The following is a 15,393-nucleotide window of genomic DNA, read 5'->3' on the forward strand; positions in this document are numbered from 1 at the left end:
CGAGATAAGCCACTGCCAAGTGATGTAAATGTTCGAAAATTGCGAAAAATGACCGTTAAAATGCCAGTAAAACGTTTGCAGTCGCAATAGTCGTTTGAGAGAATACCCGCGCTAATAAAAATGAAAACTTTAGCAATTATCTCTTTTTTAAATCGCTTATGTATCCAGGAGCAGACATGCCTTCTCGTAAAGATCTAGCCAATGCAATCCGCGCACTTAGCATGGACGGTGTTCAACAAGCAAATTCAGGCCACCCAGGCGCACCTATGGGCATGGCTGACATCGCTGAGGTTCTTTGGCGTGGCCACTTGAACCACAACCCAGCAAACCCAGAATGGGCTGACCGCGACCGTTTTATCCTGTCTAACGGCCATGGTTCAATGTTGATTTATTCTCTGCTTCACCTTGCAGGTTACGAGCTTTCAATTGAAGACCTGAAAAACTTCCGTCAACTGCACTCTAAGACTCCAGGTCACCCTGAGTACGGTTACGCTCCTGGTATCGAAACAACGACTGGTCCTCTAGGTCAAGGCATCACTAACGCTGTTGGTATGGCAATGGCTGAGAAAGCACTGGCGGCACAGTTCAACAAAGAAGGCCACGACATCGTAGACCACTACACTTATGCATTCATGGGTGATGGCTGTCTGATGGAAGGTATCTCTCACGAAGCATGTTCTCTAGCAGGTACGCTAGGTCTTGGTAAGCTGGTTGCTTTCTGGGATGACAACGGCATCTCTATCGATGGTGAAGTTGAAGGTTGGTTCTCTGACGATACACCTAAGCGTTTTGAAGCATACGGTTGGCACGTAATCCCAGCAGTAGATGGTCACGACTCTGATGCTATCAACGCAGCGATTGAAGCGGCTAAAGCGGATCCTCGTCCAACGCTTATCTGTACTAAAACTATCATCGGTTTTGGTTCTCCAAACAAAGCGGGTACGCATGACTGTCACGGTGCTCCACTAGGCGCTGATGAAATCACAGCAACTAAAGCAGCATTGGGTTGGGAACACGGTCCTTTCGAAATCCCAGCAGATATCGCAGCTGAGTGGAATGCGAAAGAAGCAGGCGCAGCGAAAGAAGCAGCGTGGAACGCGAAGTTTGACGCATACGCAGCGGCTTACCCAGAGCTAGCAGCTGAATTCAAACGTCGTACTAACGGCGAGCTACCCGCTGAGTGGGAAGAGAAAGCAAACGCAATCATTGCTGATCTTCAAGCTAACCCAGCAAACATCGCTTCACGTAAAGCATCTCAAAACGCACTAGAAGCGTTTGGTCAAATGCTTCCAGAATTCATGGGCGGCTCTGCTGACCTTGCGCCTTCTAACCTGACTATGTGGTCTGGTTCTAAGTCTCTTGAAGCAACTGACTTTTCTGGTAACTACATCCATTACGGTGTACGTGAATTCGGTATGACGGCTATCATGAACGGTATCGCTCTGCACGGTGGTTTCGTGCCATACGGCGCAACGTTCCTAATGTTCATGGAATACGCGCGTAACGCAATGCGTATGGCTGCTCTGATGAAAGTTCAGAACATCCAAGTTTACACGCACGATTCTATCGGCTTAGGCGAAGATGGCCCTACTCACCAACCGGTTGAGCAGATCGCTTCTCTACGTCTGACTCCAAACATGAGCACATGGCGTCCATGTGACCAAGTTGAATCTGCAGTGGCTTGGAAACTGGCTATTGAGCGTAAAGATGGTCCTTCATCTCTAATCTTCTCTCGTCAAAACCTTGCACAACAAGATCGTAATGCTGAGCAAGTTGCTAACATCGCTAAGGGTGGTTACATCCTGAAAGATTGTGAAGGCAAGCCAGAGCTAATCATCATTGCAACTGGTTCTGAAGTTGAGCTTGCAGTTGAAGCTGCTGCACAACTAACCGCTGAAGGTAAAGCTGTACGCGTAGTATCTATGCCTGCAACTGACGCATTCGACAAGCAAGACGCTGAATACCGTGAGTCTGTACTTCCATCTGATGTTACAGCGCGTATCGCAGTAGAAGCTGGCATCGCTGACTTCTGGTACAAATACGTTGGCTTCGGTGGCAAGATCATCGGTATGACAACGTTCGGCGAATCTGCACCAGCAGGTGAGCTATTCAAGATGTTCGGTTTCACTACTGAAAACGTAGTAAACACAGCGAAAGAGCTTCTTGCTTAATCATTGACTGATGGCCTGTGCTAACAGTTAAATGAAGGAAAAACCGAGCGCTGAGCTCGGTTTTTTGTATCTGGGATTTGTTTCTTCTAGGCTTATCTCTACAAGCAACAGATTAACCTGTCCTAACTAAACGGGGTTATTCAAGTAATGCCTTTTGGGTAGGATTCAGTTATCATCTGTTGCACGAAATTTTGGTTAGATGTACGGAAATATGCTAAAAGTCGCGATAAACGGATTTGGACGAATAGGGCGTAATGTATTACGCGCTGTCTATGAAAGTGGCAAAAGCCAACAAATCAAAGTAGTAGCTGTTAATGAGCTTGCTCAGCCTGACGCTATGGCTCACCTATTGCAGTACGACACCAGTCACGGCCGCTTCGGTAAGAAAATCTCTAACGATCAAGAGCACATTTATGTCCATCATGGCATTGGTGCTGAAGACAAGGGTGAGTTTGATACCATTCGTATCTTACATCTTGCTGATATTGAGCTGTTGCCTTGGCGTGACCTTGAGGTGGATATCGTTCTCGATTGTACCGGTGTTTATGGTTGCCGAGATGACGGCCTCGCGCACATTGCTGCAGGGGCGAAAAAGGTACTGTTTTCTCACCCCGGTGCCAATGACCTCGATAACACCATTATCTATGGTGTGAACCACGATACCATCGAAGCGGACCACCAAATCGTTTCCAATGGTTCGTGCACCACCAACTGTATTGTCCCTATCATTAAGGTTCTTGATGACGCCTTTGGTATCGAGTCCGGTACGATTACGACTATTCACTCTTCAATGAATGATCAACAAGTTATCGATGCGTACCACAGCGATTTGCGTCGTACTCGAGCAGCAAGCCAATCGATCATTCCTGTCGATACCAAGTTGCATAAAGGTATTGAAAGAATCTTCCCGAAATTTTCCAACAAATTTGAAGCTATATCTGTGCGTGTGCCGACGGTAAACGTAACAGCGATGGATTTAAGTGTCACAATTAATGCAAATGTGAAAGTTAATGACGTAAATCAAACCATTGTTAATGCATCCCAGTGTACATTACACAATATAGTTGACTATACTGAAGCGCCGCTCGTTTCCATCGACTTTAATCACGATCCCCATAGCGCAATCGTTGATGGTTCACAAACGCGAGTGAGCAACGGCCACTTAGTTAAAATGCTAGTGTGGTGTGATAATGAATGGGGCTTTGCGAACCGAATGCTGGATACGGTTCTTGCAATGCAAGCTTCTGAAGGCAAGAAGTAAGACCTAGAAGCAAATGTGCGGATTATTTATTTTTTAGCTTGAAATAAATACTAAGAGTCCACATATTATTAGTAGTGAAAGAATTACCAGTTGAATAATTTATAGGCTTAGCAGGGTTGCTGAGTTTCCAAAACTTTATATTTATTTAAATTTGAGAGGACAAATCATGTCTGTGATCAAGATGACTGACCTGGAACTTGCAGGTAAACGCGTATTTATCCGTGCTGACCTAAACGTACCAGTAAAAGACGGTAAAGTAACTTCAGATGCACGTATCCTTGCATCTCTACCAACTATCAAACTTTGCCTAGAAGCTGGCGCAAAGGTAATGGTTACTTCTCACCTTGGTCGTCCTACTGAAGGCGAATACAACGAAGAGTTCTCTCTAGCTCCTGTAGTTAACTACCTAAACGACGCACTAGACTGCGAAGTTAAACTAGCTAAAGATTACGTAAACGGCCTAGAGCTAAACGCTGGTGAACTTGTTGTTCTTGAAAACGTTCGTTTCAACAAAGGCGAGAAGAAGAACGAAGAAGCACTTTCTAAGCAATACGCTGCACTATGTGACATCTTTGTAATGGATGCATTCGGTACAGCTCACCGTGCTCAAGCTTCTACACACGGCGTTGGTACTTACGCTCCTGTAGCATGTGCTGGCCCTCTTCTAGCTGCTGAGCTTGAAGCGCTTGGTAAAGCAATGGACAACCCAGCTCGCCCACTAGTGGCTATCGTTGGTGGTTCTAAAGTTTCTACTAAACTAACCGTTCTAGAATCTCTTTCTAAAATTGCTGACCAGCTTGTTGTTGGTGGTGGTATCGCGAACACATTCATCGCTGCTGAAGGCCACAACGTAGGTAAGTCTCTATACGAAGCTGACCTAGTTGAAACGGCTCAAAAGCTAATGAAAGAGTGTGCTATCCCAGTAGCAACTGACGTTGCATGTGCTAAAGCATTCGACGAAAACGCAGAAGCTGAAATCAAGCACGTTTCTGAAGTTCAAGACGACGACATGATCTTCGACCTTGGTCCAGATTCAACTGCGGCACTAGCTGAAATCATCGGCAACGCGAAAACAATCCTTTGGAACGGCCCTGTAGGCGTATTCGAATTCAAGAACTTCGAAGCGGGTACAGCTGGTATCTCTAAAGCAATCGCTGAGTCTGCAGGTTTCTCTGTAGCAGGTGGTGGTGACACGCTAGCAGCTATCGATAAGTTCGGTATCAAAGCTGACGTTTCTTACATCTCTACTGGCGGTGGCGCTTTCCTTGAATTCGTTGAAGGTAAAGTACTTCCTGCAGTAGCAATGCTTGAAGAGCGTGCTAAAGCATAATTGATTTAGAAAGGCGAGATGTGAATCTCGCCTTTTAACGTTTGCTGCATATCACACTTTTTTGCTAGAATGGCATAAGTTGTGAGCAAACGATTGCAAGTTTTTAAACTTAAGTTTTTTAATCTTAAAACGATAGAATAAATAGGACTATTTCCATGTCTAAGATCTTCGATTTTGTAAAACCTGGTGTGATTTCTGGCGATGACGTACAGAAAGTATTTGAAGTAGCAAAAGAAAACAAATTTGCTCTTCCTGCTGTAAACGTTGTTGGTACTGACTCTGTAAACGCAGTACTAGAAGCAGCTGCTAAAGTTAAAGCTCCAGTAGTTGTTCAGTTCTCTAACGGCGGCGCTGCATTCTTCGCAGGTAAAGGCGTTAAACTTGAAGGTCAAGGCGCACAAGTTCTTGGCGCTGTAGCTGGTGCAAAATACGTACACGCTGTAGCTGAAGCTTACGGTGTTCCAGTTATCCTGCACACTGACCACGCTGCTAAGAAACTTCTTCCATGGATCGACGGTCTACTAGACGCTGGTGAAGAGTTCTTCGCACAAACTGGTAAGCCTCTATTCTCTTCTCACATGCTAGACCTTTCTGAAGAGTCTCTAGAAGAGAACATCGAAACATGTGCTAAGTACCTAGAGCGCATGGCTAAAATGAACATGACAATCGAGATCGAACTTGGTTGTACTGGTGGTGAAGAAGACGGCGTTGATAACTCTGATATGGACGCATCTGAGCTTTACACTTCTCCAGAAGACGTAGCATACGCTTACGAGAAACTAATGGCTGTTAGCCCACGTTTCACTATCGCTGCATCTTTCGGTAACGTACACGGTGTTTACCAAGCTGGTAACGTTGTACTTACTCCAACTATCCTACGTGACTCTCAAGCATACTGTGCAGAGAAGTTCGGTATCGCACCTAACGCTCTAAACTTCGTATTCCACGGTGGTTCTGGTTCTTCTGAAGCAGAAATCCAAGAGTCTATCGGCTACGGTGTTATCAAAATGAACATCGATACTGATACACAGTGGGCAACTTGGGACGGTATCCGTCAGTACTCTGCTGACAACTTCGATTTCCTACAAGGTCAAATCGGCAACCCAACTGGCGAAGCTGCTCCAAACAAGAAGTACTACGATCCACGCGTATGGCTACGTGCTGGTCAAGCTTCAATGGTTGCTCGTCTAGAGAAAGCATTTGCTGACCTTAACGCTGTAGACGTACTATAATTCTTTGAATTAAGTACTCTTTAAGTTTTAAAAACCCGCTCATTGAGCGGGTTTTTTTATATCTGATAAAAACTTGTACTAAATATGTGAAAAACCTAGCGTGCGGTGAATAAATTTCGTAGTCTTTTAGTTATCGGTATTTGTGTTTATCGGTAAGTTTTAATAATTCAAAAGCTTACATAAATATGACTTTGCAATCTGTCAAAGATAGGATATCGTGCCGAAAAACTGAACTTGGTTCAGTTTATAAAAAGGACTTGGCTTTAATTTACTTTTAACACAATGACTTAACGGTAATTACACTGTTTATTATATTGCAGAGTAAATGAGGCTTAAGGCAGTTTAGCCCATAGCATATTATATAGAGGATGCACATTATGGCTGATAGTTCGACAGCGATTGAGACTCCACTTGTGGATGGTTTGTCTCAAGCAGAGCAGTGGTTAACAAATAATTCAGATTTATTTATCCAATATGGCGTAAATATCATTTCAGCACTGATAATTCTATTTATTGGTAACCTTATTGTTAAAGCAGTAGCGAATAGCGTGTCTAAGGTTCTTCAGAAGAAGAAAATGGACCGAGCAGTTGTGGAGTTCGTCCATGGTTTAGTTCGTTACTTGTTGTTTGTGATTGTTTTAATTGCTGCACTTGGTCGTTTAGGTGTTCAAACGGCATCTGTAGTTGCTGTTATTGGTGCGGCTGGTTTAGCCGTTGGTCTTGCACTACAAGGCTCACTATCTAACTTTGCTGCTGGTGTACTTATCGTTGCATTCCGTCCATTTAAGTCTGGTGACTATGTGGAAATTGGTGGTGTGGCAGGTTCAGTTGATTCTATTCAAATCTTCCAAACGGTTCTAACAACGCCAGACAACAAAATGGTTGTAGTACCTAACGGTAGCGTTATCGGCAGCCCAATCACAAACTATTCTCGTCATGCGACGCGCCGTATTGATCTAATGATTGGTGTTTCTTACAACGCTGATCTTCAGAAGACAAAAGCGCTACTGACTAAGATCTGTGAATCTGATGAGCGTGTACTGAAAGAACCTGGCGTTCAAGTTGGTGTTCATACGCTTGCTGATTCTTCAGTTAACTTCGTTGTTCGTCCATGGGTTAGCACTGCTGACTACTGGAATGTTTATTTCGACCTGATGCAAGCAATCAAAGAAGGCTTGGATAACGAGGGTATCGAAATTCCATTCCCGCAAATGGATGTACACATGAATAAAGTAGAAGCTTAATTCCTAGTTAGTTTTTATAACTATAAGCTTTTATAAGGAAAGGCGGATAACTTAGGTTATCCGCCTTTTTTGTTGGTTTCATGAAGCTAAATAGATTTACCAGTATTGCTCAATAAGTCCATCGGTAAGCACCGTTGCTATGGCGAACATCATGGTTGCGACTGCGATATCAATGCCTTTCTTAACCTTAGGTTTAGATAGCGTCGGGCCTAGTTTTGCAGCGCCTAATGACAAAGAATAGAACCAGACGAACGAAGCCAATATAGTCCCCATAGCAAATGCAATTCTGTCGTTGCCTTCAAATTGCCCACCAATGGATCCAAGAACTACCACGGTATCCAAATAGAGATGTGGGTTTAATACTGTTACTGCCAATGCCCCTAAAATAACGGTGCGCTTGCCACGCGCTAATATCTCACCTTTCGACTCATCACTGGTGCGCACTTTGAATGCACTGCGTAGTGAGAGCAAACCATACACAGTCAGAAAAGCGATGCCACCTAGTGTCACTGAGGTAAGCAGTAATTCATTTTGCGACAAGATCGCTCCGCCGCCAAAAATGCCTAATGAGATAAACAGAGTATCGAGCAGGCTACAAATCGTTGCTGTCGTTAAATGATGATTGCGTTTTATCCCTTGATTTAGGACGTACGCATTCTGAGCGCCAATAGGGATAATCATACTTGCCCCTAGACCAAAACCTTGTAATAAAACCCAAAAACTCATTTTAACCTCCACTTATTTAACGATATTTACGTGCTATATGGCGAAGATACTCTGACCCTTTAAATAAGTATAATTAATGATTTTAATCCATTATTAGAGTTGCTAATGTGGTGATGAGTTAGCTTAAAAAGGAAGCAAATTGATGCGCGGATTGGATTATAAATGGATTGAAGCACTGGATGCTGTAGTAAAACAACGTAGTTTCGAAAGGGCTGCTGAGCAGTTATATATCTCCCAGTCGGCGGTATCTCAACGCATCAAACAGCTGGAAAAGTGGTTGGCTCAGCCAGCCTTGGTGAGAGAAAGCCCGCCTAGGCCAACGCCTGCGGGTAAAAAACTACTGGGCTTATATCGCCGTGTTCGTTTGTTAGAGCACGAGCTTGTGCCTGAGTTGATGAATGAAGAGGGTAATCAACCACTATCGATATCCATAGCCACCAACGCTGATAGTTTGGCGACATGGTTGCTACCAGCTTTGTCGGATGTGATTAAGTCTCGCCAAGTCGAGTTGAACCTCGCGATTCATGGTGAGTCGAGAACCATTGAAAAGATTAAAAGTGGCGAGGTGGCCGGTGCAATCAGTTTGGAGTCTCAAGCGATTCCTGGCTGCAGTGCTGACTATCTCGGTAGGATGGATTATGTGTGCGTGGCTAGCCCTGACTTTCATCAGCGTTACTTTGCAGAGGGCGTAAACTACGCCACCTTAAGCAAAGCACCTGCGGTTTCCTATGATCAATACGATGATCTGCATAAGAAGTTTCTGCATGATCATTTTAACGTCCCGAGAGACAGTGTGATCAATCATACAGTCGGCAGTTCAGAAGCATTTGTGCGCTTGGCATTATCGGGTGTAGCCTATTGCTTGATCCCCCGATTACAGATTATCGATGAGCTCGAGTCTGGTGCTCTGATTGATATTACCCCTGGCTTTCTGCTCTCTTATCGCATCTATTGGCACCATTGGCAGCTTGAGAGCGGAGTATTAAAAGAGGTATCCCAAGCAATATTGAGTTTTGCTCACAATCACTTACCTCAGTAAACTGTTGGTTTTTTCAGCGTCAAAGTTCTGTTAGAAGTGTGTGCTCTGGATTGGCTAAACGATAAATTGCTCTATGATGAAAGGACATTTGTTTAGCATAGGTCATACCTAATGAAGCTTGTACCAAAGATGTTAGCAACGTCTCTTACTCTTACTGCGGCGTTGAGTGCTGTGAGTTTTCCATCATTGGCTGACTCTCCATCCTTTCCTCATATTTCAACGACAGGCTATGGTGAAGTGATCGCTACACCTGATATGGCGACATTCTCTGTGAGAGTCGTGGAATCGACGATGACTGCTGAACAGGCTAAAAATACCGTTGATAAAGTCGTGACAGGCTTTCTAAACAAGTTGCATCAAGCTGGTGTTGATGAGGCGAGTGTACACAGCTCTAACCTGTATTTATCTCCTCAATATCATTACCCGAAAGATGGCAAACCGGAACTGGTTGGCTACCGCGCCTCACGTAATGTGACCGTTCAAGTGACTGAGCTAGCTAATCTTAATGAGTACATGGATATTGCGATTGGAGAAGGCATTAATCAGATCGACAACATCCAACTGCAAGTTCGCGACCAAGCTAAGTATCAAGAGCAAGCGCGCTTAGAAGCCATTAAAGATGCGACATCAAAAGCTAAATCATTGGCGAGTGGTTTTGAGCGCGAGTTAGGTGATGTATGGCGCGTGGATTACAACGCCCAATCTTCTCAGCCAGTACTCATGCGTTCAATGGCGATGGATGCAAGAACAGAATCGAACTCTTATGAAGACTCAACGATCACCATTCGTGATCGCGTGAATGTGATCTACCAGATCGAAGAGTAATGACAGTGCTATAGAAGGTTTTGGATCATGACGACCTAATTACCTACGATAGGCCAAATGCTAAAAAGGCTCTCATGATGAGAGCCTTTTTTATGCATTTTGAGTGCGATGATTAGTGAAGAAGACGAGCACGGATTGTGCCTTCGATCTCTTTCAGTTTAAGCAGTGCTTCTTCAGAGCGATCGGCTTCTACATCGATAACGACATAACCCATATCAGCCGCAGTCTGTAGGTATTGACCCGCGATGTTGATCCCTTCCTCAGCGAAGATGGTGTTGATCTGAGTTAGGATGCCTGGGCGGTTTTCGTGAATGTGTAATAAACGAGACGTTCCAGTATGCAGTGGTAGTGATACCTCAGGGAAGTTAACACTTGATAGCGTAGAGCCGTTATCAGAGTATTTCGCTAGCTTACCAGCAACTTCAACACCAATATTCTCTTGTGCTTCTTGAGTTGAACCACCCACGTGAGGCGTTAGGATCACGTTATCGAACTGCATTAATGGAGACTCAAACGGGTCTGCATTGGTTTTTGGTTCTGTTGGAAAAACATCAATAGCCGCACCTGCAAGGTGTCCAGACTCCAGAGCGCCACACAGAGCAGGAATATCGACTACCGTGCCACGAGCTGCGTTGATAAAGATAGAACCAGGCTTCATGCGCTCGAACTCTTCTTTACCCATCATGTCTTTTGTTTCGTTGGTTTCAGGTACATGCAAAGAGATTACGTCACACTTGTTCAGTAATTCCGTCATGGTATGAACTTGCGTTGCGTTACCCAGAGACAGTTTGTTTTCAATGTCGTAGAAGTAAACACGCATGCCAAGGTTTTCAGCAATAATACCCAGTTGAGTACCGATGTGACCGTAGCCAATAATACCTAAACGCTTACCACGGGCTTCGTAAGAGTTGTCGGCACTCTTTTTCCAGATGCCACGGTGTGCAAGCGCGTTCTTTTCTGGAATGCCACGTAGTAGCAATAGAACCTGACCAAGAACGAGCTCAGCAACGCTTCGAGTGTTTGAGAACGGTGCGTTGAACACAGGGATACCGCGTTTTGCTGCTGCTTGAAGGTTGACTTGGTTAGTACCAATACAGAAACAACCGACGGCAACTAGCTTTTCAGCTGCATCAATAACTTCTTGGGAGATATTAGTGCGAGAACGAATACCAATGAAATGAGCATCTTTTACTGCTTCAAGAAGTTCATCTTCCGGTAGCGAGCCTTTGTGGTACTCAATGTTTGTGTAACCAGCGGCTTGCAGTACTTCTACAGAAGAAGGGTGAAGACCTTCTAGAAGTAGAATTTTAATTTTTTCTTTTTCCAGTGAAACTTTGGCCATTGTTCTCGTCCTTAAAATGGAAAGGTTGGGCAAATGCGGCGCACGTGCTACAAAATGGCTGAAAGGGGAACAAATTCACCACTTTGTTAGGAGACAAACGTTTTCCCTGTGCGTCTTCTGAACAATAAAGTAACAAAAAAAAAATGTTTTGGGTAAGAAAATTACGGAATAAGACATAATTTTACAGCAATAAAGCAAAAAAAACGGCGCCCTAGGGCACCGTATGTAATGAAGTAACAGAAAAACTCAATCTTCTATTATTTATTCTTCGATTTTTGCACCTTCAGGCGTGCCGGTGATAACCACATCAGCACCACGGTGAGCGAACAGACCAACCGTCACCACACCAGCTATACCATTGATGATATCTTCTAGTTGTTTCGGGTTTTCGATCGCCATGCCGTACACATCTAGGATCACGTTGCCGTTATCGGTTGTGCAGCCTTCGCGGTAAACTGGGTCACCACCAAGCTTAACCAACTCACGTGCCACGTATGAACGTGCCATTGGGATTACTTCAACAGGCAGTGGGAATTTACCCAACACATCAACTGCTTTAGTGCCGTCAACAATACACACAAACTTATCAGAGATAGCCGCTACGATTTTTTCACGAGTCAAAGCAGCGCCGCCGCCTTTGATCATATCGCGTGAAGCGTTAATCTCGTCTGCGCCATCAACATAGATGTCTAGTTTGAATACGTCGTTGCACTCAAATACTTTGATTTCTAGTGCTTCTAGTTTTTCAGTAGAGGCTACAGAGCTTGAAACCGCACCTTTGATTTTGTCTTTCATTGTGCCAAGTGCGTCGATGAAGTGATTTACTGTAGAGCCAGTACCTACACCTACAATGCTGCCTTCTTCAACATATTGAAGTGCTGCCCAGCCAGCTGCTTTTTTCATTTCATCTTGAGTCATGCCATTCTCCTGAATAAGGTCTTGCGCTTTGAATTAATCGTTCGCGTATTGAAGTTAACGTTTAAATATCGAGGTTAACGTTTGCGGCGCGATTATAGCGCTTTAATGGTTGTTTTCCCATTGCCAAGTTTTACTCGGAGTCACGATTTTAGGTAACGGAATGTCCCATTCTTCAATCGGTAGCGTATCAACATGTTGGCAATCATGAGCCAAACCAATAGGAGCTGCACCTTCGCCCGTCTCGAACCACTTTGCCAAGGTGCGATCGTAATATCCGCCGCCCATACCTAAACGATGGCCATGGGAGTCAAAGCCGACAAGGGGCGTAAGAATAAGGTCGAGTTGCTGACAAGGTTTAACCAGCATTTGATTGAGCTGAGGTTCGACAATACCGTACTTATTCAAGACCGTCGGTGTGGTTGGCGAGTAGTGTAAAAACAGCAGGTGCCCGGCAGAGAAGGGGTGCAATACTGGTAAATAAGTTTGCTTACCTTGCGCCCATAACCATTCGATTAAAGGCTGAGTATCGAGTTCGCCATCGATAGAGATATAGAGGGCAATATGCTGAGCAGACTGAATTTCATCAAGCTGCATGCACTGCTTAACTAAGTCGATACCGGATTGAGTTTGTTGGTCGCCAGATAAGGCATTGCGTTTGATACGGATCTGTTTGCGAAATTCGCTGCGTGTGAGCGTCTTCATAAGAAGGGATACCCCAAAGTGCCGTTGAGAATAGATGGCCCTTGAACCAGCGAGTTCAAGGCGGATCAGCAATGATTACCGTAGGCTTCTCGGCGGACCGAGCATGCTCAATAGCACTCAAGTACTAACCCTTAGGGATTGCTTATCGGCTCGGGGACGTGAATCCTCTGACAAACACTCCAGGGTAAATTTTGTGTACGCTATTGCTGTCCGTGCTTAACTTTACTGAGGACATCTGAAAGTGATGTCGTGAGCTGTTCCATTCGCTCGGTCAGTGCGTTTTGTTCATCATTTGCTTCAAACTTCTTGGTTTGTAATTCGTAGCAAATATTCAGAGCTGCGATAGTCAGCAGCTTCACTTCATTGGTTACCTTAGTACGTTCAGCCATCTCTTTCAATCGATTATCAAGATCGGCCGCCGCTGCAATCAATGACTCTTCTTGCCCTGGTGGACAATTCACTCGAGTCAGTTTTCCTAATATTTCAACGTCTACCGCTTGATTACTCATGATGGATGAACTCTTTAACGCGCTATTTTAAGGCTGTTGCCCTTCGCCATTTTTTGAGAAAGAAAAAGTGCAAGTACCGATGAGGAAGCAATCTCCTCTGAGGGAGAAACTATAGGTAAACCGCTATTAAGATTCAAGCTTTTCAGAGTGACTGTTTGTAAATGAGAGCTTGAGCACACAGTAATTCAGCAAATTGAACAATTGGTAGTCAGTCATCCTTCAATTGCTGGGGATCGATGCTTACCAGAATTGGGGTGAAGTGGTACGATTATACTATCGATATAAAGAATAACTGAGCGAGCTATCTGATGAGCGAAACTACTTTACCTGACTACCTAACGGTTGCGACTGAACTTCAATCGGCAAGTCTAGCCGTAACCCCTGCTGAGATGCACGGTTTATTAACGGGTATGTTAAGCGGAGGCTTAAGCCTTGCAGATAAAAGCTGGCAACCACTGATCTTCGATTACACCAATGAAGGCATGGATTGGCCAGATCGCGCATTAACGCTAGCGGAAGCGACACTGAAAGTAACGACCAGTGAAATCACAGGTTCGGGTATGGAATTGTCTATGTTGCTGCCTGACGAAGACGCAAGCGCAAGCCTATTTGACTTGGCTGATGGTGTGTCTGATTGGATTAACCATTTCATTACTGGTCTAGGCTTGGTTGGCGCTCAATTGAACAAAGCGTCTGACAGTACAAAAGAAGCATTAGCTGATCTAGAAGAGATGGCTAAGCTAGGCATTGACGAAGAAGATGATCTGGAAGAGCAAGCGCAGCTTCTAGAGCACGTTATTGAGCACGTAAAAGCGTGTGCACTAACGATTCATGCTGAATTTGGTGCTCGCCCATCTGAAGATGCGGCGCCTACCATTCATTAATTCGTTGGCCGGTTTGAGGTTATGATGGCTCAGTATGATGTTGTAATTGCTGGTGGCGCAATGGCAGGGGCAACCTTAGCCCTTGCTTTGAATCACCTAAGCCAAGGTTCACTGTCGATTGCGGTAGTGGAGCCTTATCAGGTTGATCATCAAGCTCACCCTGGGTTTGATTCTCGTTCGATTGCTTTGTCCTATGGCACGGTGCAGATCCTGGATTCTTTGCGCTTATGGCAATCTATCGCTCCGGTCGCGACCCCGATTAAAGATATCCATGTTTCGGATCGCGGGCATGCCGGAATGACAGACATCTACAGTGAAGAGCTTGCTGTAGATGCGCTTGGCTACGTGGTCGAGTTAGCAGATGTGGGTCGAATCTATCAGCAGAAACTTGAATCAGAAGCGGCAATTACCATGCTTTGTCCTGAGTCTGTTAGTAAAGTTGAACGTGAAGAAGCGTTGACGACGATTGAACTGACAAGTGGGCAAACAGTAACCACTAAGTTACTGGTTGCTGCTGACGGTGCAATCTCAACCTGTTGCCAACAGCTCAATATCTCATTGAGTGAGCACGACTTTGAGCAAGTCGCTGTGATTGCCAATATTGTGGCGAGTGAACCTCACCAAGGTCGCGCATTTGAGCGTTTTACCCATCATGGGCCAGTTGCTCTATTACCGATGAGTGACAACCGTTTATCGTTGGTTTGGTGTTTAACACCAGAGCAAGCACAAAAAGTGATGACGCTAAACGACAATGAATTTCTTGAGCAATTGCAGAATGACTTTGGCTGGCGACTTGGCCGATTAGAGAAGGTCGGCAAGCGCGCGAGTTACCCTCTGATTCTTCGTCACCGACAGCAAAATATCTCTCATCGATTTGCCATTGTTGGTAATGCTGCTCAAACGCTTCACCCAATTGCGGGGCAAGGCTTTAACCTAGGCATCCGAGATGTGGCTTCCTTGGCAGAAGAGTTGTGTACCCAGTTAGATGATGTAGGTCGTTACCGTGGTCTTGTTAACTTTAGAAAGCGTAGAGAACAAGACCGAGACGCAACGATCACGTTGACTTCAAGCCTAGTTCACCTGTTCTCAAACGATTATATGACCGCTCGCATTGGGCGTAATCTTGGGTTAGCCGTAATAGATAACCTTCCACCACTTAAAGGTCCACTTTTGCGTCATACGCTTGGCCTAGTAGAAAGATAAGGTAATA

The 15,393-nt window shown here is 44.8% G+C and carries 14 protein-coding genes and 1 other RNA gene; 9 read left to right on the top strand and 6 right to left on the bottom strand.

All coding sequences use genetic code 11. The annotated features are described in order from the left end of the window. Positions 1 to 176 precede the first annotated feature (176 nt). From tkt to mscS, 5 genes are all read left to right on the top strand, one after another. A complete protein-coding gene (gene tkt, locus AB4274_RS09800; RefSeq protein WP_048605833.1) occupies positions 177 to 2,171 on the top strand; it encodes a transketolase in 1,995 nt (664 codons plus the stop codon). A gap of 211 nt (positions 2,172 to 2,382) precedes the next feature. Next, the gene (epd, locus tag AB4274_RS09805; protein WP_032545627.1) at positions 2,383 to 3,432 is read left to right on the top strand and encodes an erythrose-4-phosphate dehydrogenase; all 1,050 of its coding nucleotides are present in this window, start codon (positions 2,383 to 2,385) and stop codon (positions 3,430 to 3,432) included. A gap of 166 nt (positions 3,433 to 3,598) precedes the next feature. Further along, positions 3,599 to 4,762: a phosphoglycerate kinase gene (locus tag AB4274_RS09810; RefSeq protein WP_017059064.1), complete on the top strand. Its 1,164-nt coding sequence runs from the start codon at positions 3,599 to 3,601 to the stop codon at positions 4,760 to 4,762. Between the two features lie 155 nt (positions 4,763 to 4,917). Beyond that, a complete protein-coding gene (fbaA, locus tag AB4274_RS09815) occupies positions 4,918 to 5,994 on the top strand; it encodes a class II fructose-bisphosphate aldolase (RefSeq protein ID WP_010435694.1) in 1,077 nt (358 codons plus the stop codon). A gap of 377 nt (positions 5,995 to 6,371) precedes the next feature. Further along, positions 6,372 to 7,238 (top strand): small-conductance mechanosensitive channel MscS, encoded by an 867-nt coding sequence (mscS, locus tag AB4274_RS09820; RefSeq protein WP_017063201.1) that lies wholly within the window; start codon positions 6,372 to 6,374, stop codon positions 7,236 to 7,238. Between the two features lie 96 nt (positions 7,239 to 7,334). On the opposite strand, the gene AB4274_RS09825 is transcribed toward mscS, so the two are convergent. Then, complete coding sequence (locus AB4274_RS09825) at positions 7,335 to 7,964, bottom strand: LysE/ArgO family amino acid transporter (RefSeq protein WP_372111917.1); 630 nt, start codon at positions 7,962 to 7,964, stop codon at positions 7,335 to 7,337. Positions 7,965 to 8,106: 142 nt separating this feature from the next. Here AB4274_RS09825 and AB4274_RS09830 point away from each other — a divergent pair, with 142 nt between their 5' ends. Together AB4274_RS09830 and AB4274_RS09835 are read left to right on the top strand one after the other, a co-directional pair. Beyond that, on the top strand, positions 8,107 to 9,003 hold the full coding sequence (locus AB4274_RS09830; RefSeq protein ID WP_017068706.1) for a LysR family transcriptional regulator ArgP: 897 nt from the start codon (positions 8,107 to 8,109) through the stop codon (positions 9,001 to 9,003). 111 nt (positions 9,004 to 9,114) lie between these two features. Beyond that, positions 9,115 to 9,828, top strand: coding sequence for an oxidative stress defense protein (locus tag AB4274_RS09835; protein WP_017059059.1), 714 nt, complete (start codon positions 9,115 to 9,117; stop codon positions 9,826 to 9,828). A gap of 112 nt (positions 9,829 to 9,940) precedes the next feature. Here the strand turns inward: AB4274_RS09835 and serA are convergent, their stop codons facing one another. The 5 genes from serA to zapA form a co-directional block, all read right to left on the bottom strand. Next, complete coding sequence (gene serA / locus AB4274_RS09840; protein ID WP_017059058.1) at positions 9,941 to 11,170, bottom strand: phosphoglycerate dehydrogenase; 1,230 nt, start codon at positions 11,168 to 11,170, stop codon at positions 9,941 to 9,943. Between the two features lie 261 nt (positions 11,171 to 11,431). Next, a complete protein-coding gene (rpiA, locus tag AB4274_RS09845) occupies positions 11,432 to 12,088 on the bottom strand; it encodes a ribose-5-phosphate isomerase RpiA (protein ID WP_048605825.1) in 657 nt (218 codons plus the stop codon). Positions 12,089 to 12,190: 102 nt separating this feature from the next. Next, positions 12,191 to 12,790, bottom strand: a complete 600-nt coding sequence (locus AB4274_RS09850) for a 5-formyltetrahydrofolate cyclo-ligase (RefSeq protein ID WP_017059056.1) — start codon at positions 12,788 to 12,790, stop codon at positions 12,191 to 12,193. A gap of 6 nt (positions 12,791 to 12,796) precedes the next feature. After that, a non-coding RNA gene (gene ssrS, locus AB4274_RS09855) (6S RNA) lies at positions 12,797 to 12,979 on the bottom strand. Positions 12,980 to 12,990: 11 nt separating this feature from the next. After that, entirely contained in the window at positions 12,991 to 13,299 is a 309-nt protein-coding gene (zapA, locus tag AB4274_RS09860) for a cell division protein ZapA (RefSeq protein ID WP_004735366.1), read from the bottom strand. 308 nt (positions 13,300 to 13,607) lie between these two features. Between zapA and AB4274_RS09865 the strand changes: the two genes are divergently transcribed. Both AB4274_RS09865 and ubiH read left to right on the top strand, forming a co-directional pair. After that, positions 13,608 to 14,183 carry a YecA family protein gene (locus tag AB4274_RS09865; protein WP_372111919.1) on the top strand — a complete coding sequence of 192 codons (576 nt, stop codon included), beginning with the start codon at positions 13,608 to 13,610 and terminating at the stop codon, positions 14,181 to 14,183. Positions 14,184 to 14,207: 24 nt separating this feature from the next. After that, the gene (ubiH, locus tag AB4274_RS09870) at positions 14,208 to 15,386 is read left to right on the top strand and encodes a 2-octaprenyl-6-methoxyphenyl hydroxylase (RefSeq protein ID WP_017059054.1); all 1,179 of its coding nucleotides are present in this window, start codon (positions 14,208 to 14,210) and stop codon (positions 15,384 to 15,386) included. Positions 15,387 to 15,393: the final 7 nt, after the last annotated feature.

This window comes from Vibrio sp. 10N.261.55.A10, assembly GCF_041470825.1.
Taxonomy (GTDB): domain Bacteria; phylum Pseudomonadota; class Gammaproteobacteria; order Enterobacterales; family Vibrionaceae; genus Vibrio; species Vibrio crassostreae_C.